We start from the raw sequence: 22,062 nt of genomic DNA on the forward strand, positions 1-22,062 counted from the left end.
CCAGAGGGAATTGAGGCGAGATACCGCTGTGAGCAGTTCGATTTCGGATTTCGGACAAAACACATGGCTGGTCGAGGAAATGTACCAGCAGTTCAAGAAGGATCCCGACTCGGTGGATCCCAGCTGGCACGACCTGCTGAAGAACTACGATCCATCGACGAACGGCGCATCCGGTAACGGGCACTCCAACGGCGCCGACGCCCCGTCGACGACTCAATCCGCCGCGAAGACCCAATCCGCTGCGAAGACCCAATCCGCTGCGAAGACACAGCCCCCCGCCAAGACGCAGTCCGCCTCGCCGGCGCAGTCTGCGACGAAGAGCTCACGCCCCTCGGCAACGCAGCCGCCGTCGGACACACAGACCGCGTCGGGCCGCGAACGCACCGCCAGCCGCCAGATCTCCCTCGATTCGGGTCCGGCGCCGCGCCCGGCCACACCCAAGAGTCCCGCACGCGAATCCACCGCCACCAAGGCGGCGTCGGGTCAGAGCATCGCCAGCCGCGACGGTTCGGCACGTTCGCAGAAGACACCCGCCACCACCCCGGTCTCGGCCGGCGGCGCCAAGGCCGGCGACGGCAAGTCCGACGACACCGAGAAGGTGTTGCGCGGCGCGGCGGCGGCCGTGGCCAAGAACATGACCGCGTCGCTGCAGGTGCCCACCGCGACGAGTGTGCGCGCCATCCCGGCGAAGGCGATGATCGACAACCGCATCGTCGTCAACAATCACCTCGCCCGCACCCGCGGCGGCAAGATCAGCTTCACCCACATCCTCGGGTACGCGATCGTGCAGGCGATCAAGTCGTTCCCGAACATGAACCGGCACTTCGCCGAGGTCGACGGCAAGCCCAATGTGGTGACCCCCGCCCACACCAATCTGGGCCTGGCCATCGATCTCGTCGGCAAGGACGGCAACCGTTCGCTGGTGGTCGCGGCCATCAAGGGATGCGAGACCATGGGATTCGCGGAGTTCTACACCGCGTACCAGGACATCGTGCGACGCGCCCGTGACGGCAAGCTCACCGCCGAAGACTTTGCGGGAGTGACGATTTCGCTCACCAACCCGGGCACCATCGGCACCGTGCACTCCGTACCGCGGCTGATGAAGGGCCAGGGTGCGATCATCGGTGCCGGCGCGATGGAGTACCCCGCGGAGTTCCAGGGCGCCAGCGACGAGCAGATCGCCGAACTCGGTGTGGGCAAACTGATGACGCTCACCTCCACCTACGACCATCGCATCATCCAGGGTGCCGAGTCGGGCGACTTCCTGCGCACGATCCACGAACTGCTCCTCGACGACGCCTTCTACGACGAGATCTTCACCGCCTTCCACATCCCCTACGAGCCGGTGCGCTGGCGCCGCGACATCCCCGCCGGCGCGGTGGACAAGAACACCCGCGTGCTCGAGATCATCGCGGCCTACCGCAACCGCGGGCACCTGATGGCCGACATCGACCCGCTGATGATGGACAGCGACGCCCGCGCCTCGCACCCCGATCTCGACATCCTCACCTACGGCCTGACCCTCTGGGATCTCGACCGCACCTTCAACGTCGGCGGTTTCCACGGCCAGGACAGGATGAAGCTGCGCGATGTGCTGTCCATCCTGCGCGACGCCTACTGCCGCCATGTGGGCGTGGAGTACACCCACATCCTCGAACCGGAGCAGCAGCGCTGGGTGCAGGAACGGGTGGAGATCAAGCACGTCAAGCCGCCCGTCGGGGAGCAGAAGTACATCCTGTCCAAGCTGAATGCGGCCGAGGCGTTCGAGACCTTCCTGCAGACCAAGTACGTCGGGCAGAAGCGCTTCTCACTGGAGGGCGCCGAGTCGGTGATCCCGATGATGGACGCGGTGATCGACCAGAGCGCCGAGCACGCCCTCAGCGAGGTCGTGATCGGCATGCCGCACCGTGGGCGCCTCAACGTGCTGGCCAACATCGTCGGCAAGCCGTATTCGAAGATCTTCACCGAGTTCGAGGGCAACCTGAACCCGTCGCAGGCACACGGTTCGGGTGACGTGAAGTACCACCTCGGCGCGGAGGGCAAGTACTACCAGATGTTCGGCGAGAACGAGATCAACGTCTCGCTCACCGCCAACCCCAGCCACCTCGAGGCCGTCGACCCCGTGCTCGAAGGGCTCGTGCGCGCCAAGCAGGATCTGCTGCCCGAGGGCCAGGAGTTCTCGATTCTGCCGCTGATGCTGCACGGCGACGCCGCGTTCGCGGGTCAGGGCGTGGTGGCCGAAACCCTCAACATGGCGTTGTTGCCGGGCTACCGCACCGGCGGCACCGTCCACATCGTGGTGAACAACCAGGTGGGCTTCACCACCGCTCCGGAGCATTCGCGTTCCAGTGAGTACTGCACCGACGTGGCGAAGATGATCGGCGCGCCGATCCTGCACGTCAACGGTGACGATCCGGAGGCCTGCGTGTGGGCGGCCAAGCTGGCCGTCGACTACCGCGAGGCCTTCCACAAGGATGTCGTGATCGACCTGGTGTGCTTCCGCCGCCGCGGACACAACGAGGGCGACGACCCGTCGATGACGCAGCCGGCGATGTACGAGGTCATCGACACCAAGAGGGGCGTGCGCAAGTCCTACACCGAGGCCCTGATCGGCCGCGGCGACATCTCCACCAAGGAGGCCGAGGACGCGCTGCGCGACTACCAGGGTCAGCTCGAGCGGGTGTTCAACGAGGTCAAGGAACTCGAGAAGTTCCGTCCCGAACCCAGCGAGTCGGTGGAATCCGACCAGCCGCTGCCGCAGAAGCTGGTCACCGCGGTCGACAAGACGGTACTCGAGCGGATCGGCGACGCCTTCTATCAGACCCCCGACGGTTTCACTCCGCACCCACGTGTCATGCCGGTGCTCAAGCGCCGCCACGAGATGTCGCGCGACGGCCACATCGACTGGGCGTTCGCCGAGTTGCTGGCCTTCGGGTCGTTGGTGCTCGAGGGACGCACCGTGCGCCTGTCCGGCCAGGACTCGCGACGCGGCACCTTCACCCAACGTCACTCGGTGCTCATCGACCGTGACAACGGGTCGGAGTACACCCCGCTGAATCATCTGCGCCCCTTGGAGGGAGACGATCCCGAGGGCCGATTCATGGTGTTCGACTCGCCGCTGTCGGAATTCGCGGTGGTGGGCTTCGAGTACGGCTACTCGGTGGGCAACCCCGACGCGCTGGTGCTGTGGGAAGCGCAGTTCGGCGACTTCGTCAACGGCGCTCAGTCGGTGATCGATGAGTTCATCAGCTCCGGCGAGGCCAAGTGGGGCCAGACCTCCGACGTCGTGCTGCTGCTGCCGCACGGCCACGAGGGTCAGGGTCCCGACCACACGTCCGGACGAATCGAACGGTTCCTGCAGCTGTGCGCGGAGGGTTCGATGACCGTGGCGTTGCCGTCGACCCCGGCGAGCTACTTCCACCTGCTGCGCCGGCACGTCCTCGACGGCATCAGCCGCCCGCTGATCGTGTTCACACCGAAGTCGATGCTGCGCAACAAGGCCGCCGTCAGCCCGGTCGAGGACTTCACCGAGGACAAGTTCCGCTCGGTGATCGACGATCCGAACTTCGCCAAGAACGACGGCGACCGCAGCAAGGTGAAGCGAGTGCTGCTGGTGAGCGGAAAGCTCTATTACGAGCTCGCCGCCCGCCGCGACAAGGATCAGCGCGACGACGTCGCGGTGGTTCGCGTGGAGCAGCTCTACCCGGTGCCCCATCGCCGTCTGCACGACACCCTCACCCAGTACCCGAACGCGTCGGAGTTCTTCTGGGTGCAGGAGGAACCGGCCAATCAGGGATCGTGGCCGTTCCTCGGGCTGTGGCTGCCCGAGATGCTGCCGGACCTGCTGACCGGCCTTCGCCGCGTGTCGCGGCGGCCGATGTCGGCGCCGAGTTCGGGCTCCTCCAAGGTGCATGCCGTGGAGCAGCAGGAGATCATCGACGAGGCGTTCGGCTAGTCGAGAGCCTCTACACACGACGAGGGCCGCACCCATTCACGGGTGCGGCCCTCGTCGTTATCGGACGATCCGGACACCCGAATCCGGCCTTTCGGACTTGTCTACTGCGAGTAGACATTTGGTCACACGCTGAAACATTTGGTTGATGGAATGGAAACGCACCGGCGGTCTCATTGCGGTGGACACAGTTCGCCGGCAGTGGATTTCGTGGCATCCACGCCGTCGAGTGCACCGCCCAGCCCCTGTTCAGAAGGACCGACACATGACCATCCCCAATCATCCCGACATGGTGGTACCTGCGCACGAACTTGCGGTCGCCGACGTCGACGAACGCCAACTCCTCAAGACGATGCACTGGTACGACGGGTTCGTCATGGCGCTGTCGAATCCGGGGTTCATCATCGCCAGCATCGGCTACACCACCGGACAGATCGGTGCGCTCGGCGCGCTGGCATTCTGGCTCGGCTCGATGGTGATCGCCGTGCTGCAGAACAAGATCTACACCGAGCCGGCCACGATGTTCCCGGAGCACTCCGGAGGCATCGCGATGTACGCCTTCGAAGGGTGGCGCTCCCGGTTCAGCCTCGCCGGACCGATGTCGGCCATCGGCTACTGGGCGGGATGGTCGTCGGTGCTCGCGATCTTCGGCCTCACCACCGGCAGTCTCGTTCAGGCACAGTGGTTCCCGAACCAGACCTGGAGTTTTGTCCACGTGGTCCATCTCGACCTGCCGCGAGTGATCGCGGTGGTGCTGATCATCGCCCTCTGGATCATCAATTCCATGGGCGTCAAGCCCATGAAGCTGATGGGCTATCTCACCGGCACCCTGCTGTTCATCCCGCTGATCCTGTTCATGATCGTGCCCTTCTTCATGACCGGCTTCTCCTTCTCGAACCTGTCGTGGGGCCTGCTCGGGGCCGGCGGAAGCACCTGGGGCGCAATCCAACTCGGCCTGGTGTGGCTCTATCTGAACGCATGGTCCGCCTACGGGATCGAGGTGTGCGCAACCTTTGCACCCGAGTACCACGACACCGAACGCGACACCCAGAAGGCACTGATCCGCGCAGCGATGTTCTGTCTGGCCGTCTACGCCATCTTGCCCGTCGCGCTCGGCGGCATCGTCAGTCAGCAGGCCATGGCCGACGCACCCATGGGCTTCTATGCGGATCTTCTGCACCGCGAGGTCGGTGGAGCGCTCTCGAATGTCGTCATCGTCTTCATGATCGGCAGCTTCCTTCTGGGCATGAACGCCGCGAGTGCCGGTGGCGCCCGCACGCTCTACGGAATGGCGCGCAGCGGCATGACGATCACGTGGTTCGACCACGTCAACAAGCACAATGTCCCCAACCGCGGGATGTACGTCGACGTGGCCGCCAACATCTGTGCGGTGCTGTTCCTTCCGACGACGGTCGCGGTGCTCGCGGCAAGCAACATGGGCTACGTACTGTGCCACGTGTTCGCCCTCTCCGCTGTGCTGCTGCTGCGCAAGGACCGTCCCGGCCTGGCTCGCCCGATGCGACTGTCGACGCCGTGGCTGTGGGTGGCCGGCGCGCTGGCCGTGTTCAATCTGGTGATCCTGGTGGTCGGATCGACCTCCTTCTCCAAGACGGGCTACGGCGGCATCAACGAGTTCATCGTGGGGGTGAGCCTGCTGGTGCTGGGCTGCGTGCTCTACATCTACCGCCGCACGGTGCAAGACCGGACGCGGTTCACCATGCGCGATCACACCATGGACATCCCGGTGGTCGAGTCCACACCGGCAGCGACGGCGGGGGCATGACCATGGGCACCAGTGTTCCGGTCAACTTCCGATGTGGTTGCGGCACAGAGGCGTCGCATCCGATGACGGTGACGGCCACCGAGTGGACCTGCCCCGCATGCACGCGGACATGGCGTGCCGAGGGCAGCGCGGTGTCGGCGATTCTCGCCGGCGCCACCGAACTGCGCCTGCTCCGGCGCGGCGTATGGGCGGTCCTCGCACTCCTGGCGGTGGTGAGCGTGGTCCTCATCGTGATCAACCCCGCCTGGGCCGTAGGCCTCCCGGTTGTCGCGGGAATCGTGGCACTCATGGCCCGACCCACCTACCGCAAACGCCTCGAGCGCGCGAAACAGTTGGTGCGCAGCCCGATCGGCGTCCGCCCCGCGTAGCCGGGTCGGCCGGGCGTCACTCAGTGACCGGGGCGGCTGAACCCCGCATCGCTGCCGGGCGCAGACAGCTCAGCGAGCAGATATCCCGCCGAACACCGGCGCGAGGGCCGGTAGCGACCCGGTGATCAGCGCCAGCAGCTCGTCGCGACCGATCCGCCGATCGTGGAGCCATCCGATCGTGACCTCTTCCACGAAGGCGATCCACCCGAAGGTGCCCATCCGTGCCGTCGGGGTCACCTCGACGCCGAGGTGGGGGGCATATCGCAAGATGCGGTCGACCATCTCCTGTCGCGTCGCGTCGATCACCGCCCGCATCGCCGGGTCGGCACTCGAGGAGCCGCGGAGGAACGCGGTGTAGGCGAGTCGGTGTTCGCTGACGTAGTCGACAAACGCCGACAGCGACCCGGCCAGGATCGCCACCGGATCGCCGAGGGACTCGTCGGGTGCGGTCAGCGCGAGCATCCGCTCCCCCTGGGCGCGCGCGATCGCGACGTGGAAATCCTGCTTCGAATCGAAGTAGTGGAACAACAGCGCCCGCGACACACCGGCGACCTCGGCGATCGCGTCGATGGAGACCTCATCGAGCGGGCGTTGCGACACCATCTCCAGGCCCAGGTCGATGAGCTGCTCGCGACGGGCCTCCGGACTCATCCGGGTGCGCTTGGCTCGAGTCACCCGTCCAGTCTATGCCGATCTATTGATTCATGTTCAATAGCGTATTGACGGACGTTCAATAGGGTCCTAGGGTGACCTACATGACAACGCACGACGTCGAGATCGCCATCGTCGGGGCCGGCTTCTCGGGACTGGGCGCGGCCATCGCCCTCACGCGCAACGGTGACGACGATTTCGTCATCCTCGACCGCGGTACCGATTTCGGCGGAACCTGGCGCGACAACACGTATCCGGGCGCGGCTTGTGACGTCCCGTCGAACCTGTACTCCTACTCTTTCGCGCCGAATCCGGAATGGTCGAGGTCCTACTCGCATCAGCCCGAGATCCACCGCTACATCAACAGCGTCGCCGATCGTCACGGAATCCGGGACAAGACGCGTTTCGGCACCGAGGTCACCCGTGCCGAATGGGACGAGAGCAGCCTTCGCTGGCTGATCGACACGGCGCCCGCCGGATCCTCGGAGGGTTCACGCACCGGGGACGGAGTCGCTCGCTACCGCGCCCGGCACCTCGTCGGTGCCGTCGGACCGCTGTGTGAACCGAACCTCCCCGACATCGAGGGCATCGACTCGTTCGCCGGGACCGTGATGCACACCGCGCGGTGGGACAGCAGCGTCGAACTCGCCGGAAAGCGTGTCGCGGTGATCGGCACCGGCGCGTCGGCCATCCAGGTGGTGCCCGAGTTGGCCAAGACGGTCGAGCGTCTCGACGTGTACCAACGCACCGCTCCGTGGATCGTGCCGCGCACCGAGCGCCCCTACACATCGCTCGACCACTGGGCCTTCGAGCACATTCCCGGTCTGCAGAAGGCCAGTCGCGCAGGGATCTACACCTTCAACGAGTTCATCGCCTTCGGGATGACCTACGCCCCGGCGGCACTCAAGCCCGTCGAGGCGCTGGCTCGCGCCAACATCTTCCGCGGCATCCGTGACGCCACCCTGCGCGCCGAGGTCACCCCGCGTTTCGAGATCGGCTGCAAACGCATCCTGCGTTCCAACGACTGGTATCCCGCGCTCGACCGACCCAACGTCGATCTGGTCACCGACCCGATCGCGCGCATCACCCCGACCGGGGTGGTGACCGCCGACGGCACCGCGCGTGACATCGACGTACTGGTGGTGGCCACCGGCTTCCACGTCACCGACTCCCCCATGTTCGACGGCATCATCGGAGCCGACGGGCGCAGCCTGGCCCAGGTGTGGGCGGGCGGCGGCATGCAGGGATACAAGGGCTCGTTCGTCCACGGGTTTCCCAATCTGATGCTCATGATCGGTCCGTCGACCGGGCTCGGCCACACCTCGATGGTGTACATGATCGAGTCGCAGCTGAACTACCTGGTGGACTACGTCAAGACCGTGCGGCAGGCGGGCCTCACCCGCGTCGATGTCACCGCGCGTGCGCAGGACGGCTACAACGCGAAGATCCAGCAGACGCTGCGCTCGAGCGTCTGGGTGAACGGCGGGTGCTCGTCCTGGTACAAGGACGCACACGGCAACATCACGACGCTATGGCCCGGGTTCACCTTCAACTTCCGCCGTGCGACGCGGAAGTTCGACGTCGCCGCGTTCGACGTCACGCGAGGTGATCTCGACAAGCTCGATCAGCGGGCGGACAAGCTCGATCAGCGGGCGGACAAGCTCGATCAGCGGGCGGACAAGCTCGATCAGCGGGAAATTCCGCTGGTTGAGCCCCTTTCCGCTGGTTGAGCTTGTCGAAACCACCCCCACCGAGGAGAACAAACAATGAAGAACTTCCGCGACAAGGTCGTCGTCGTCACCGGCGCCGGGTCGGGCATGGGCCGCGATCTGGCCGTCCAGCTGGCCCGCCAGGGCGCCAAGCTCGCGATCTCCGACGTCAACCCGAACGGCCTGGCGATCACCGAGAAGCTCGTCACCGAGGTCGGTGCACCCGTGCACGCACAACTGCTCAACGTCGCCGAGCGTGAGGCGGTCCTCGACTACGCGGACACCGTGATGGCCCACTACGGCAAGGTCAACGTCGTCTTCAACAACGCGGGCATCGCGCATCACGGTGAGGTCGAACGCACCGAGTTCAAGGACATCGAGCGGGTGATGGATGTCGATTTCTGGGGAGTCGTCAACGGCACCAAGGCATTCCTGCCGCACCTCATCGCCTCAGGCGACGGTCACATCGTCAACACCTCGTCGCTGTTCGGCCTCTTGTCCGAGCCCGGTCAGGCCGCTTACAACTCGGCGAAATTCGCGGTCCGCGGCTTCACCGAGTCGCTGAACCAGGAAATGATGATCGCCAAGCATCCGGTGAAGGTGACCTGCGTGCACCCGGGCGGCATCAAGACCGCGATCGCCCGCAACGCCACCGTCGCCGACGAGTACGACCAGGCCGCCTTCGCCAAGTTCTTCGACCGCTACCTCGCCCGCACCTCGTCGGCGGACGCCGCCGCGACCATCATCAAGGGCGTCAAGAAGAACAGGGCCCGGGTGCTCGTCGGCGCCGACGCGATCGTGCTCGACCTGTGGGTCCGTCTCGTGGCCTCGAAATACCAGGGCATCGTGGCCTGGGTCACCAAACGCGTGTCCTCGACCTTCCACTGACCGGTACGTTTCCTCACCTCGGGCCCGTGCGAGTGCATTCCTCCCCGTAGGGTCGATTTACTCTGTGCAGGCTAGGCAAGCCAACCTACTCTGGTGAACGAGTACGAAACGAGTCCACACCGGACGGGAAACGAGGCGAACGAGGGATGACACTGAGCCGCGAGATCGTCACCGTCGCATTGAGCCAACTTCCCCTCGGGGTGTCGGCCACGGTGCACTCCTTCCGCGACGACTGTCCGCCCCAGGTTCGCCGCCGACTGATCAGCCTCGGGTTCGTCGCGGGCACCACGGTCCACAAGAGCCGGCGCGCCCCGCTGGGCGATCCGGCCGTGTACCGGGTGATGGATTACGAGATCTGTTTGCGCGCGCGCGAAGCCGACGCGGTGCTGTGCGAAGTACCGTCCTCATGAGCGACTGCCACACCCCGGGCGCCGACGCCTCATCGGTCGACGACGCCGGCGAAGCCGTCGAGAGTGTCGCGCTGATCGGTAGCCCGAACGCCGGCAAGACGTCGGTCTTCAACGCCCTGACCGGCCTGCGCATGAAAACCGCGAACTACCCGGGCGTCACCGTGTCCCGCTCGGTGGGCCGGTGCCGGGTCCCCGCCCTGGCCGGTGGCCGTTCGGCGGGCACAGCGGTGATCAACCTGGAGGACCTGCCCGGCGCCTACAGCCTCGATCCGATCTCGCCCGACGAGCAGGTCGTCGCCGATCTGCTCAACGACGACCTCACCGGCGCGCGGCGGCCGGACGCCGCGCTCGTCGTGGTCGATTCCACCGTGTTGCGCCGGTCGCTGAGCCTGGTCGCCGAAACCCTTGCCCTCGACATCCCCGTCGCCGTGGTCCTCACGATGACCGACGAGATGGAACGACGTAACGGGTTCGTCGATCCCGACGCCCTCTCCGACGCGCTCGGCGTGCCGGTCTGCGCGGTGATCGGCACTCGCAAACAGTCACTGGAACCGGTGCGCGAGTTGCTCGCCGACCCCGGGTCGTGGTCCCGCCCACCCGTGCCACCACCCACGGCCGAGACCCCGGAATTCGGCGACTGGGCCGACTCCGTGCTGTCACTGAGCGGATTCCGCGCCCCCGACAAACACACCACCACCACCGTCGTCGACCGGCTACTGCTGCACCCGGTGCTCGGTACCCTCGTGTTCCTGCTGGTGATGTTCCTGTTCTTCCAGGTGGTCTTCGCCGTGGCAGCCCCTGCCCAGGGCTGGATCGAGTCGTTTTTCGCGTGGCTGGGCACCCTCGTCGCCGACCACGTGACGCTGCCGGTGCTCGCCGACTTCCTGTCCACCGCGCTGATCGGCGGTGTGGGCAGCGTGCTCGTCTTCGTGCCGCAGATCCTGCTGATGTTCCTGCTCATCTCCGTCATGGAGAACATCGGCTACATGTCCCGGGCGGCGTTTCTCACCGACCGGGTGATGAGTCGCGCGGGTCTGGAGGGGCGCGCATTCGTCGCGATGCTGTCGTCGTTCGCCTGCGCGGTGCCCGGCATCATGGCCACCCGCACGATGCCGTCGTCGAAGGACCGGATCGCCACGGCGATGTCGGCGCCGCTGATCACCTGTTCGGCTCGGCTTCCCGTCTTCGTCCTGCTGACCGGCATGCTGATCCCCTCCGGTGCGCGGGTGGGACCGCTGCAGACCCAGGGCGTGGTGATGTTCGGTCTGTACCTGCTCGGTGGGGTGTCGGCGATGATCGCGGCGTTCGTGTTCAAACGCACCCGGTCGCTGCGCAGCGGTCTCATGCCCTTCTACATGGAGATGCCGCCCTACCGGGTGCCGTCGCTGAAATCGGTGCTGCTGATGATGTGGGACTCCACCCGGATGTTCCTGCGCAAGGTCGGCAAGATCATCCTGCTCACCTCCATCGTGTTGTGGCTGCTGCTCTCGTTGCCCGCCCACACCCAGCAAGCCGAACAGGTCCGCACTAGCACGGTGGCAACCCAGATCGCACAGGGAGCGTCCCGGGAGGACGCCGAGGCGGCGGGCGAGTCGGAGGCCCGGTCCTATGTGATGGAGAACAGCTTCGCGGCGTCGGTCGGCAAGTTCGTCGAGCCGGTCTTCGCTCCGTTGGGCTTCGACTGGCGCATCGACATCGGCATCGTCGGTTCGTTCGCGGCACGCGAGGTGGTGGTCTCCACGCTCGGTCAGATCTCTGCCGCCGAGGACCCCGAGGACCCCTCGGCCGCACTGGCTTCGATGACCTACACGCAGGGCCCCCACGAGGGCCAGAAAGTGTTCACCCCGCCGACGATCGTCGCGATGCTGCTGTTCTTCGTCTACGCCCTGCAGTGCATGTCCACCGTGGGTGCCATTCGGCGCGAGACCAATAGTTGGCGCTGGCCGATGACCGCGTGGACGTACATGTTCGTGCTCGCCTGGGTCGCCGGTTTCCTCGGGCACCAGATCACCGCGGCCCTGACCTGAGCCGATCACGATGAACCTCCTGCTGCTGCCGTCGGTCGATCCGGCCGCGCCCGCCACCATCCGATGGCGGGTGGGGCCCGGGTTGGTGCGCACCAGCGGCGACGTCGACGCCGCTCGGCTGCCCGCACCCCTGCGGCGGCTCGCCGACGAGGGGGTGCTGCGCCACGTGCGTCTGGAACCTGGTTCGGTGAGCACCACCGTCGCGGACCCGGCGCGCGCGGCCACCGACGGCGTCCGCATCCGCAGCGCCCTGTTCGAGGTCTTGTCGGCTCCCGGTGGCTGGCCCGACGACACGGCCGGTGCGGGTGCGCAGCCCGCCGAGGCCGCACGGCTGATGTCGGCGGCCGCCGACGCCGAACTCGCCGACGCCGTGGACTGCATCCTGCACGGTGAGGTGGCCGGCTACATCGCGTCGCACGGCGGGCACATCGATCTCGTCGACGTCAGCGACGGCGTGGTCAGCGTCTCGCTCACCGGCAACTGCCACGGTTGCCCGGCGGCAGGCCTCACGCTGGGTCGACATCTGGCCCGGCGCCTCGAACGTGAACCGGGTTTCCGGTCGCTGCGCCAGGTGTGAACCCCTGGCGTGAGCCGACGCCCTAGAGGCCGTGCTCGCCGAGCCAGGTAACCGCCAGGTCGTGGGGATTGGCACCGTCGGCCGCCGCGCGCGCCAGGGTGGCAAGATCCGCGGTGGTGATCTCGCCGGCCACCTTGTTGATCTGCTTCACCTCGTCGCGGGTCAGCGCGACGGTGCGGTAGACCGGCACGAGGTCTTCGGCCACCGGACCTTTCGGTGCCGCGATGGTCGTCTCCCCTGCTGCCTGCGTTGTCGCATCGGTGGAGGTCGGCGCGGCGCGGAGCGCGTGGACCGGCGGGGACGATTTGCCGGCGTCGGTGGTCTGCGCACCGGCCGCGTCGAGCGCACTGAGAACGCCGACGCTGCGGCCGGTGGCGATCCGCGTGAACGCGTCCTGCGTCGAACCCACGGTCTCGACCGGGCCGAATCGGCAACCGGCGGCGGCAAGGGCCGCCATCGTCGTCGGGTCGGGTTCACCGACGGTGACCACCGGCAGCCCGGCGGGCAGCCGGTCGCAGTCGGCCAGCGACGACGCATCGCTCGACGTGGCCAGCGCGGTGGACACGAACACCTGCGGCGCATCACTGACGGGCGTGGCATCTCCCACCGAAACACCTTGCGGCAAAGAGCGGTTGAGATCCGAGTACACCTCGTCGGACCCAGTGGGCGTCAGTTCCGGGGCGAGTGTGTGCAGGAGTTGACCGGTGAACGCCGGAAACAGATCGAGCTGTGCGCGGTCCATCTCCGCGAACAGGGTCACGTCGTCGCCGGTGCGGATGTCACCGGACACCGGAGTGCCGATGTTGCGCAACGCACCGGCGTAGATCTCGGCCATCACCCGCAGCGCCGGGTCGTCCGCGGTGCCCACGACCAGTTCCCGGTGCGGCGAACCGGCCGAGGAGCATCCCGCCACCAGCCCCACCCCGACGAGCGCGACGGTCACCGCCACGATCGCCGAACGCATCCGTTTCCGCACGGATCTCACCGTAGCGTGTGCCCTCGGGTCTCGATCGCGGCCCGACGGCCATGTCCGGGCCGGCCGCATTCACCCGGCCGCGTTGACGAATCCGGTCACCGAGTCGGCGATCAGCTGTACCGCAATCGCCGCCAGCAGCAGGCCTGCGATCTTGGCGAGCAGCGTGATGCCACCGGTCCCGAGGACGCGGATGAGAAATGTCGAGTAGCGCAGCACCACCGCCACCACGATGTGCACGCTGATGATGGCGGCGGCGATCGCGAGATAGCCACCGGCATCACCCTTGACCGCGCTCACCTGGACGATCACCGCCGCGATCGCTCCCGGACCGGCCAGCAGCGGTGTACCCAGCGGCACCAGGGCGACGTTGACGTCGTCGGCGGCCTGCGGTGACCCCACATTGCCCAGGCCGGTGAGCAGTTGGAGCGCCACCAGCAGCAACAGCAGACCACCGGCACCCTGCAGCGCGGGGATGCCGATGTGCAGGTAGGTGAGAATCGCCTTTCCGCCGATGGCGAAGATGGTGATCACCAGCAGACTCACCAGCGGCGCCTGCCACGCGGCGCGCCGGCGGTACTCGGGTGACCGATGACCCACCAGGCTGAGGAACAGCGGGATCTGTCCGGGCGGATCCATGATCACCAGCAGCGTGATCAGGGTCGTCGTGTACACCGTGACGTCGAAAGACACCCGCCGATCATAAGTTGCGGCGGCGGTCTGGCCCGGTGATGCGGCCACGATGGCGCGCGGCCGCGTCCCATCGCGCGGAGTAGCATCACCACGTGCCCTCGATGCCCCACCTCGGTCCGGGTGGGCGGGGACTGCGTCCCTTCCCGCGCGAACGCAAACCGCTCCCGCGCATCCCGGTGCCCGCGGCCCGGGCCGTCGTCGACTGCGCGGTGTACGTCGACGGCATCCGCCAGCACGGCCGGCTGACCTACCCCGAGGCGCTGGCGCAGGTACGCGAGACCGGTGAGGGGTTTGTCTGGCTCGGCCTGCACGCCCCCGACGACGAGCAGATGACCGGCGTGGCCAACGTGTTCGGCCTGCACGAACTCGTTGTCGAGGACGCGGTGCACGCCCACCAGCGCCCCAAGCTGGAGATCTACGACGACATGCAGTTCCTGGTGCTGCGCACCGTGAAGTACGTGGAACACGAGTCGATGGAGAAGGCCAGCGAGGTGGTCGAGACCGGCGAGATCATGGTCTTCACCGGCAGCGACTTCGTGATCACCGTCCGGCACGGCGACCACACTCATCTCTCGGGGCTGCGTCGCCGTCTCGAGGCCCGGCCCGAACGCCTGTCGCTGGGACCGACGGCGGTGCTGCACGCCATCGCCGACCTCGTCGTGGACAGCTACGTGGGAGTGACCGAGCGGATGGAGGTCGACATCGTGGCAACCGAGTCGTCGGTCTTCGGCGGAAAGGACCGCTGGCTCAACATCGAACCGGTGTACCTGCTCAAACGCGAGGTGCTCGAACTCCGCCGGGCAGTGACCCCGCTCTCGGGTCCGATGTCGCGACTGGCCGCACAGAATGCCATGGTGCCCAAAGAGATTCGGCGTCACTTCCGTGACGTGGCCGATCACCTCACCACCGTGATCGATCGGGTCATCGAATACGACGAGGTGCTCAGTTCGCTCATCGACGCGGCGGCGGCGAAGGTGAGCATCCAGCAGAACAGCGACATGCGCAAGATCTCGGCGTGGGTGGCGATCGGTGCGGTGCCCACCATGGTGGCCGGCCTCTATGGCATGAACTTCGACATCCTGCCCGGTATGCACGACCGGCAGGGCTTCGGTCTGATCTCGCTCGCGCTGCTGATCGTCTGCGGCGGGCTGTGGGTGGTCTTCCGTCGGTCCAATTGGCTGTGACCGTGCCGGTTGCGGTCACTGCCCGACGGCGGTTCTCGGCGTTGCGGTCACATGGTGGCCGGTGAGCGCGCCGGGTCGGCGATGTCGATACCCGCTTCGGCCCACGCCTCGCGCAACGCCTCGATCCCCTTGAGCCGCATCCATGCCGCCTCGTTGGCGGTGACCGGCACGGCCCGCAGGAACTGTACCGGTTCCAGTGGCTCGTCGAGCGCCATCGCACCCAGATCGTCTGCGGCGGTGACGAATGCAGTGAAAGGTGCGCCGTCCCACAATGGTTCACCGAGATCGAGCAGTGCGTCCGGCGCCAGGATCAGTCCCTCCACCGCCGGCGCGGCGGCGATGGTGGCCATCCGGCGGTGCAGGCCGGGCAGCGGTGCGCCCGCATGCATCCGTACCACGAGTTCTGCGCGCGGGCCGCGTACCGGATCGGGGTTGAGGTCGGTGGGGTCGGCCATCGGGTGCCGGGCGCATCCCACGGTCACGTAGATCACCTCGGAACCGGAGGTGAATCGCGCGACCTCGATCGGTTCCACACCCAGAAACGTCACCGATGCGCGCTGCGGCGCGGTCCCGAATACCTGCGCGAGATGACTGCTGATGGCGTCGGTGACCGAAGGACTCACGATGTCCACCGTAGTGGCCCGCATCAGGGTCGGGGCAGTCGGCGATGCAGCGGATTGGTGGTGACCGGGGTTCCTCGGCCGCGGCGACCCGGCAGAGCCGACACCACGGCCGGCGCATCCGCGGTGGCGCGGGTGGCATCGTGTGCTCGCATGGCCGCGCTGTTGCCGACCCCCAGCACGGGCGCGGCGATCGTGCGGCGTGCCGACGACCCGCACGTCGGACAAGGCACGTCGTCGGGTACCGCGGCCATCGAAAAGAGCTCTTCGACATCGCCACACGAGTCGGGACAACGGAACACGTAGGTCGGCACGAAGGGAGACTAACCCCATCGGCAATCCACACACCACCACTCAATCATCGTTCGCCCACAACGTCATACGTAATTAACGCGAACGAGCGACAATCGCGATATCGTCGATGTCGAATAATTCCATACGAAACTAATGTGTCCTTCGTGCCCGAGGAGATCTGTCATGCCCGAACTACTCTTCCCCCTCGACTCGTCCAAGCCGTTCACCGAGCAGCAGCTCGTCGGACACAACCGCTGGCACCCGGACATCCCCGCGGCGGTGACGGTGAAGCCGGGTGACACCTTCCGCGCGCATTGCCGCGAATGGTTCGACGGAGCCATCCACAACGACGATTCGGCCGACGACATCCTCAATGCGCCGCTGGCCGGAGTGCACTGCCTGTCGGGTCCGTTCGCGATCGAGGGCGCCGAACCCGGTGACCTGCTGATCGTCGACATCCTCGACGTCGGACCCATCCCGCAGGAGGATTCGGGGCCACTGGCCGGTCAGGGATGGGGCTACACGGGCATCTTCGCGAGGCAGAATGGCGGCGGATTCCTCACCGAGCAGTTCCCCGACGCCTACAAGGCCGTCTGGGATTTCGCCGGCCAGAGTGCCACCAGCCGGCACGTGCCGCATGTGAAGTACACCGGGATCGTGCACCCGGGCCTGATGGGCACCGCCCCGTCGGCCGATCTGCTGGCCACCTGGAACGCCCGCGAGGGCGCGTTGATCGCCACCGATCCCGATCGCGTGCCGCCACTGGCACTGCCCCCGCTGCCCGACAGCGCGATACTCGGCTCGCTGACCGGCGACGACTTCACCCGGGTGGCCGGCGAGGCGGCTCGCACCGCTCCCCCACGCGAGAACGGCGGCAATCAGGACATCAAGAACCTCACCAAGGGCACGCGGGTGTTCTATCCGGTGTTCGTTCCGGGGGCCAAGCTGTCGTTCGGTGACCTGCACTTCTCGCAGGGCGACGGCGAGATCACCTTCTGCGGGGCCATCGAGATGGGTGGCTTCATGGATCTCCACGTCGACCTCATCAAGGGCGGCATGGACACCTACGGTGTCCATGAGAACGCGATCTTCATGCCCGGCAACACCGATCCGCAGTACTCGGAGTGGATCGCCTTCTCGGGCACTTCGGTGACGCTCGACGGCGAACAGCGCTACCTCGACTCCGACCTCTCGTATCAGCGCGCCTGCCTGCACGCCATCGACTACCTCACCAAGTTCGGCTACAGCCCCGAGCAGGCGTACCTCCTGTTGGGCTCGGCGCCGATCGAAGGGCGCCTGTCCGGCGTGGTGGACATCCCCAATTCCTGTGCCACCGTGTACATTCCGACCGCCATCTTCGATTTTCCGGTGGCGCCGTCAGCGGCCGGTCCGGTGCAGATCGATCCCGGCATGGGTGCACCGCACGCCAGCTTCTGACCTCCCGGTCGAGCGTGCCCGGATCCGAGTCGAGCGTGCCCGGATCCCCGTCGAGCGTGCCCAGATCCGAGTCGAGCGTGTCCAAATCCCCGTCGAGCGTGTCCAAATCCCCGTCGAGCGTGCCCACATCCCCGTCGAGCGTGCCCACATCCCCGTGGCGGATTCAGCCCGTCGAGCGTGCCCAGATCCTCGTCGAGCGTGCCCGATGGTTTCGACAGGCTCAACCAGCGGGGGGCGCTCGACCAGCGGGGGGCGCTCGACCAACGGGGTGGTTTCGACAGGCTCAACCAGCGAAACGACGCTCAACCAGCGAAGCGACGCTCGACCAGCGAGGTGGTTTCGACAGGCTCAACCAGCGAAACGACGCTCAACCAACGAAGCGCCGCTCAACCAGCGGGGGGTGCTCGACCGGCGGGGTGGTTTCGACAGGCTCAACCAGCGAAGCGACGCTCGACCAGCGAGGTGGTTTCGACAAGCTCAACCAGCGAAGCGACGCTCGACCAGCGGGGGTGGTTTCGACAGGCTCAACCAGCGAAGCGACGCTCGACCAGCGGGGGTGGTTTCGACAGGCTCAACCAGCGAAGCGACGCTCAACCAACGGGGGTGCTCGACCAGCGGGGTGGGTCGCGTCAGCGCATCGAGTCCGCGGGCGAGAGCTCCGCGATCAGCGCGACGAGCCGGGCCGCGGGACCGTCCGGATCGGCGATCAGATCGGCAACCCCCTGCGAGCGGCCCACTTTCGCGCGGATGCGGGAGCACAGCGCGGCGCCGCGCCGTGTGACGAACACCAGCACTCGACGACGGTCGGTCTCGTCGACTTTACGAAGCACCAGATTGTCGTCGATCATGCCGTCGATCAGCCGGGTGAGGCTTGGTCCGGGCAGCAGGGTGATCGCCGCGAGCGCCGACATCGGTTCGCCCACACCACCTTCGAGTGCCGAGAGCACATGCCACTGCGTCGGCGTGAGACCGTCCAGATCGGCCGCGACCGCGTGGTCGAATTGCGCGGACGTCGCGGCGAGCACGCGCGAGAGCTCCTCGACGGCGGCGGCACGGGCGGCGGTGGAATGGTCCATGATGCCTCCAGCATACTGCCCAGCGCCCCGACCCGGTGCGGCAACAGGCGACATACGGTACCGTAGCTCAACGTCGAACACTGCACTCGCGCCGAAAGTTCCCGCCGTGGTCGAATTCCCGCATCATCCTTCTCGAGGCGTCGACGCCGTACCCTCATCGCATGCTGCCGATCACCGGTCGCGCATGTCGACGAACCGCTCGACCGTCGATATCGCGCTGGTGGTGCCGACGAGCGGGCCGGCAGGAATGTTCGGTCCCTCGTGCGAGGCCAGTGCCGAGCTCGCCCTCGCCGACATCAACGCGAGCGGCGGCATCCTGGATCGTCCGGTCCGCTTACACCTCATCGACGCGGGCGCGCCCTTGCCGGTGCTGTCGGCGACGATGGATCGGCTGATCGACCAGCGACTCGTCGACGGAGTGGTCGGCTGGCATCTGTCCAACGCGCGCAACGTGATCACCCCCCATACCGCGGGCCGCGTCCCGTACGTCTACACCACCTTCTACGAGGGCGGCGAGAGTAACGACGGTATCTATATGGTGGGTGAAACCCCCGAGCAGCAACTGTTTCCGGCGATGCGGTGGCTGCGTGAGCATCGGGGGGTGCGTCGCTGGTGCGTGGTGGGTAACGACTACGTCTGGCCGCGACGAACCGCGGCCGTCACCCGGTCGTTTCTGCATTCGGAGGCAATGGAATTCGCCGGCGACGCATTCGTCCCCCTCGGTGGCCGCGACTTCTCCCCCATGCTCGAACTGATCTCGCGTAGCGACGCCGACGGTGTGCTGGTGCTGATGGTGGGTGCCGACAACGCCGCGTTCAACCGCGCATTTGCCGCCGCCCACCTCGACGAGCGACACATCAGATTGTCGATGATGGTCGGCGAGGACGTGCTGTGTGCGAGCGGCCCCGAGAGCACACGCGGATTGTTCACCGCCTGCGGCTATTTCGAGAGCATCCCCACCGCGGCGAGCCTCGACTTCGGCGGTCGCTACACCGCGCGGTTCGGCTCGGCGGCGCCGGCCCTCAACAACATCGGAGAGTCCTGCTACGAGGGCCTGATGTTGCTGTCGTCCCTGGCGCGTGCCGCGCGCGATCTCGACACCGAGGCGATTCGTCGCGCTGCTCCCGGCGTCACCTACTCCGGTCCACGCGGCGCAGTGGAGATGCGCGGCAGCCACACCCACCAGCCGGTCTTCCTGGCCGACGCCCACGACATGGAGTTCCAGGTGATCACCGAACTCGGTGCGTAGAAGTCGACCACCCCGGCGAGGGCCGAAAACGTCGTCGCGGCACGATCAGACCCACCCGCCACAGCGATACCGCCGCATCGGGGCTTCCCGACGCGGCGGTATCGGCCGCCTTCGTCTGATCAGGTCATCGCGGGCGAGATCTGCGACTTCAGTTCCTCGGGACTCACGGTTTCGGTGTATCCCGGTTTCTTGCACATGTCGTGGCAATCCTTGGTGAGAGTGCACGTCAGTGACGACACGGGACCGTGATGGAACGGGCAGTCGTGCACCATGTCCGGCAGTTCGTAACGCTTCTGGTCCACCACGTCGAGCAGGGTTTGGGCCGCGTAGGCCGGTTCCTCCTCGATCTCCTCACGGATCGGGTTGGGTCGGGCGAGATAGTACTTACCCTTGGTGCCGATACAGATCAGCGGTGACAGGATGAACGAGACGGCCAGTGCAAGGTACGGCGACCAGGCCGCCATGAAATCGCCGAACATGTTGTAGAACGCCATGATCGAGAGCACCGAACCGGCCAGCATCGAGAAGAATCCGACCGGATTGATCGAGTACAGGTAGGCGCGCTTGAACTCCACGTAGGACGGACTCAGCTTCAGCAGCGGCTTGTTGATCACGAGGTCGGCGACGATCGCGCCGATCCAGGCGATCGCCACGTTCGAGTAGAAGCCGAGGATGGTGTTGAGAACGGCGAACATGTTGCTCAGCATCAACGCCAGCGCGATCGCGATGTGCAGGCCGAGATAGACCACGCGACCCGGGTGCACATGCAGCACACGGCTGAAGAAGTTCGACCACGACAGCGACCCGGAATAGGCGTTGGTCACGTTGATCTTGACCTGCGACAACAGAACCATCAAGGTGGCGAGCGCCAGTGCGACGGCGTCGTTGTGGATCACCGAGCCGAACCCCCCGAGGAACTGCTCGATCGGCTCGGTGGCCGCGGTGAAGCCGACCTTGCCGGCGACGTAGAAGCACAGGAACACACCGCAGATCTGTTTGGCCGCACCGAGAATCACCCATCCCGGGCCTGCCGCGAGCACCGCGGTCCACCAACGCACCGGGCTCGTCTCGGACTTCTCGGGCATGAATCGCAGATAATCGACCTGTTCGCCGATCTGCGCGATCAGCGAGAGCGCCACGCCCGCACCGGCACCCACCCCGATGGCCGTGACCCGGGAACTGCCACCGTCGCCCGCCCACGTCAGGAATCCGTTGAATCCCTCCGGGTCGGCGACGGCGATGAAGACGATGGGCAGGATGAACAGGATCAGCCACAACGGTTGCGTCCACACCTGGAACTTCGCCAGTGCCGTCATCCCGTACAGCACCAGCGGGATGATGATGAGTGATCCGATGATGTATCCCACCGGGAGCGGGATGTGGAACGCACGCAACATCGCCTGCGCCATGATCGATCCCTCGAGGGCGAAGAAGATGAAGCAGAAACTGGCGTAGATGAGGCTGGTGAGGGTCGATCCGAAGTAGCCGAAGCCGGCGCCCCGGGTCAGCAGATCCATGTCGATGTTGTACTTGGCTGCGTAGTAGGCGATGGGGATGCCGGTCAGGAAGATCGTCACGGCCGCAACCAGGATGGCCACGATCGCACTGGCCGATCCGTGCGCCACCGCGATCGACGCCCCGATCGAATAGTCCGCGAGGTACGCGATGCCGCCGAGTGCCGCGACAGAACACGCCATGGGCGACCATTTGCGGAACGATTTGGGCGCGTATCGCAGTGAGTAATCCTCGATGGTGTCCTGCGAGGCCCAATTGACAAACCGCTGGTAGGGGCTGGTACCCGGCGGCGATGGCGTCGGGTGGACCTGGATCTCGCCGACTGGCTGTTCGGATGAGGTCATGGGAACTCTTTCCGTTCTGTACGAATCTGGCCGTCACCAGGGCACCGACGACCTGTGCAGACGGGGGCTGTGACCGGATTTGCCCGAGTCAGGGGAAAGCTAACACGGTTACTTCCATATGGCACTACTCCAAATGGAACGTTACGGGTGCGACACAACGCGTTTACACACCGATCCAGTTTTTCGAAATCGTTGCGCCAGAACGAATATCGGACCTCACGTTAAAGAGATGGTAAACCCGATGGTGCGGCGTCCGTTTCCGCCGCCTCCGACGTCAGCATGCCCACGAAACCGGACACGAATGCCCGCACC

18 protein-coding genes are annotated in these 22,062 nt (G+C 66.2%); 11 read left to right on the forward strand and 7 right to left on the reverse strand.

Features of this window, described 5'->3' with window-relative positions; genetic code table 11:
- Positions 1-28 precede the first annotated feature (28 nt).
- The 3 genes from ACWDTD_RS05105 (at position 29) to ACWDTD_RS05115 (ending at position 6,103) form a co-directional block, all read left to right on the forward strand.
- Positions 29-3,955, forward strand: coding sequence for a multifunctional oxoglutarate decarboxylase/oxoglutarate dehydrogenase thiamine pyrophosphate-binding subunit/dihydrolipoyllysine-residue succinyltransferase subunit (locus ACWDTD_RS05105; RefSeq protein ID WP_449745992.1), 3,927 nt, complete (start codon positions 29-31; stop codon positions 3,953-3,955).
- A 262-nt stretch (positions 3,956-4,217) separates the two neighbouring features.
- Positions 4,218-5,735, forward strand: a complete 1,518-nt coding sequence (locus tag ACWDTD_RS05110) for an APC family permease (RefSeq protein ID WP_449745993.1) — start codon at positions 4,218-4,220, stop codon at positions 5,733-5,735.
- Positions 5,732-6,103: a hypothetical protein gene (locus ACWDTD_RS05115; RefSeq protein WP_449745994.1), complete on the forward strand. Its 372-nt coding sequence runs from the start codon at positions 5,732-5,734 to the stop codon at positions 6,101-6,103. The genes ACWDTD_RS05110 and ACWDTD_RS05115 overlap by 4 nt, the downstream gene beginning before the upstream one ends.
- A 69-nt stretch (positions 6,104-6,172) precedes the next feature.
- Here ACWDTD_RS05115 and ACWDTD_RS05120 read toward each other — a convergent pair whose 3' ends face one another.
- The gene (locus ACWDTD_RS05120; RefSeq protein ID WP_449746227.1) at positions 6,173-6,754 is read right to left on the reverse strand and encodes a TetR/AcrR family transcriptional regulator; all 582 of its coding nucleotides are present in this window, start codon (positions 6,752-6,754) and stop codon (positions 6,173-6,175) included.
- Positions 6,755-6,858: 104 nt separating this feature from the next.
- On the opposite strand from ACWDTD_RS05120, the gene ACWDTD_RS05125 reads away from it, so the two are divergent.
- The 5 genes from ACWDTD_RS05125 to ACWDTD_RS05145 all read left to right on the forward strand — a co-directional run bounded on the left by ACWDTD_RS05125 (position 6,859) and on the right by ACWDTD_RS05145 (position 12,365).
- Complete coding sequence (locus ACWDTD_RS05125; protein WP_449745995.1) at positions 6,859-8,484, forward strand: flavin-containing monooxygenase; 1,626 nt, start codon at positions 6,859-6,861, stop codon at positions 8,482-8,484.
- A 36-nt stretch (positions 8,485-8,520) separates the two neighbouring features.
- Entirely contained in the window at positions 8,521-9,351 is an 831-nt protein-coding gene (locus ACWDTD_RS05130; RefSeq protein WP_449745996.1) for an SDR family NAD(P)-dependent oxidoreductase, read from the forward strand.
- Positions 9,352-9,497: 146 nt separating this feature from the next.
- Positions 9,498-9,761 (forward strand): FeoA family protein, encoded by a 264-nt coding sequence (locus ACWDTD_RS05135; protein WP_449745997.1) that lies wholly within the window; start codon positions 9,498-9,500, stop codon positions 9,759-9,761.
- Entirely contained in the window at positions 9,758-11,788 is a 2,031-nt protein-coding gene (gene feoB, locus ACWDTD_RS05140) for a ferrous iron transporter B (protein ID WP_449745998.1), read from the forward strand. Before ACWDTD_RS05135 ends, feoB begins: the two co-directional genes overlap by 4 nt.
- 10 nt (positions 11,789-11,798) lie before the next feature.
- On the forward strand, positions 11,799-12,365 hold the full coding sequence (locus tag ACWDTD_RS05145) for a NifU family protein (protein ID WP_449745999.1): 567 nt from the start codon (positions 11,799-11,801) through the stop codon (positions 12,363-12,365).
- Between the two features lie 22 nt (positions 12,366-12,387).
- On the opposite strand, the gene ACWDTD_RS05150 is transcribed toward ACWDTD_RS05145, so the two are convergent.
- Together ACWDTD_RS05150 and ACWDTD_RS05155 are read right to left on the reverse strand one after the other, a co-directional pair.
- Positions 12,388-13,341, reverse strand: coding sequence for a glycine betaine ABC transporter substrate-binding protein (locus tag ACWDTD_RS05150; protein WP_449746000.1), 954 nt, complete (start codon positions 13,339-13,341; stop codon positions 12,388-12,390).
- A 69-nt stretch (positions 13,342-13,410) separates the two neighbouring features.
- On the reverse strand, positions 13,411-14,031 hold the full coding sequence (locus ACWDTD_RS05155) for a MarC family protein (protein ID WP_449746001.1): 621 nt from the start codon (positions 14,029-14,031) through the stop codon (positions 13,411-13,413).
- A 101-nt stretch (positions 14,032-14,132) separates the two neighbouring features.
- Here ACWDTD_RS05155 and ACWDTD_RS05160 point away from each other — a divergent pair, with 101 nt between their 5' ends.
- Complete coding sequence (locus tag ACWDTD_RS05160) at positions 14,133-15,215, forward strand: magnesium and cobalt transport protein CorA (protein ID WP_449746228.1); 1,083 nt, start codon at positions 14,133-14,135, stop codon at positions 15,213-15,215.
- A 47-nt stretch (positions 15,216-15,262) separates the two neighbouring features.
- On the opposite strand, the gene ACWDTD_RS05165 is transcribed toward ACWDTD_RS05160, so the two are convergent.
- A complete protein-coding gene (locus ACWDTD_RS05165; protein ID WP_449746002.1) occupies positions 15,263-15,838 on the reverse strand; it encodes a suppressor of fused domain protein in 576 nt (191 codons plus the stop codon).
- A 23-nt stretch (positions 15,839-15,861) separates the two neighbouring features.
- Positions 15,862-16,149: a zinc ribbon domain-containing protein gene (locus ACWDTD_RS05170; RefSeq protein ID WP_449746003.1), complete on the reverse strand. Its 288-nt coding sequence runs from the start codon at positions 16,147-16,149 to the stop codon at positions 15,862-15,864.
- Positions 16,150-16,312: 163 nt separating this feature from the next.
- Here ACWDTD_RS05170 and fmdA point away from each other — a divergent pair, with 163 nt between their 5' ends.
- Positions 16,313-17,566, forward strand: a complete 1,254-nt coding sequence (gene fmdA, locus ACWDTD_RS05175) for a formamidase (RefSeq protein WP_449746004.1) — start codon at positions 16,313-16,315, stop codon at positions 17,564-17,566.
- A 629-nt stretch (positions 17,567-18,195) separates the two neighbouring features.
- Here the strand turns inward: fmdA and ACWDTD_RS05180 are convergent.
- Positions 18,196-18,642: a MarR family winged helix-turn-helix transcriptional regulator gene (locus ACWDTD_RS05180; protein ID WP_449746005.1), complete on the reverse strand. Its 447-nt coding sequence runs from the start codon at positions 18,640-18,642 to the stop codon at positions 18,196-18,198.
- A gap of 184 nt (positions 18,643-18,826) precedes the next feature.
- Between ACWDTD_RS05180 and ACWDTD_RS05185 the strand changes: the two genes are divergently transcribed.
- Positions 18,827-19,891: a substrate-binding domain-containing protein gene (locus tag ACWDTD_RS05185; protein ID WP_449746006.1), complete on the forward strand. Its 1,065-nt coding sequence runs from the start codon at positions 18,827-18,829 to the stop codon at positions 19,889-19,891.
- A 119-nt stretch (positions 19,892-20,010) separates the two neighbouring features.
- Here the strand turns inward: ACWDTD_RS05185 and ACWDTD_RS05190 are convergent, their stop codons facing one another.
- Complete coding sequence (locus tag ACWDTD_RS05190; protein WP_449746007.1) at positions 20,011-21,750, reverse strand: purine-cytosine permease family protein; 1,740 nt, start codon at positions 21,748-21,750, stop codon at positions 20,011-20,013.
- Between the last annotated feature and the right edge of the window lie 312 nt (positions 21,751-22,062).

It is taken from the genome of Gordonia sp. NPDC003425 (assembly GCF_053588635.1).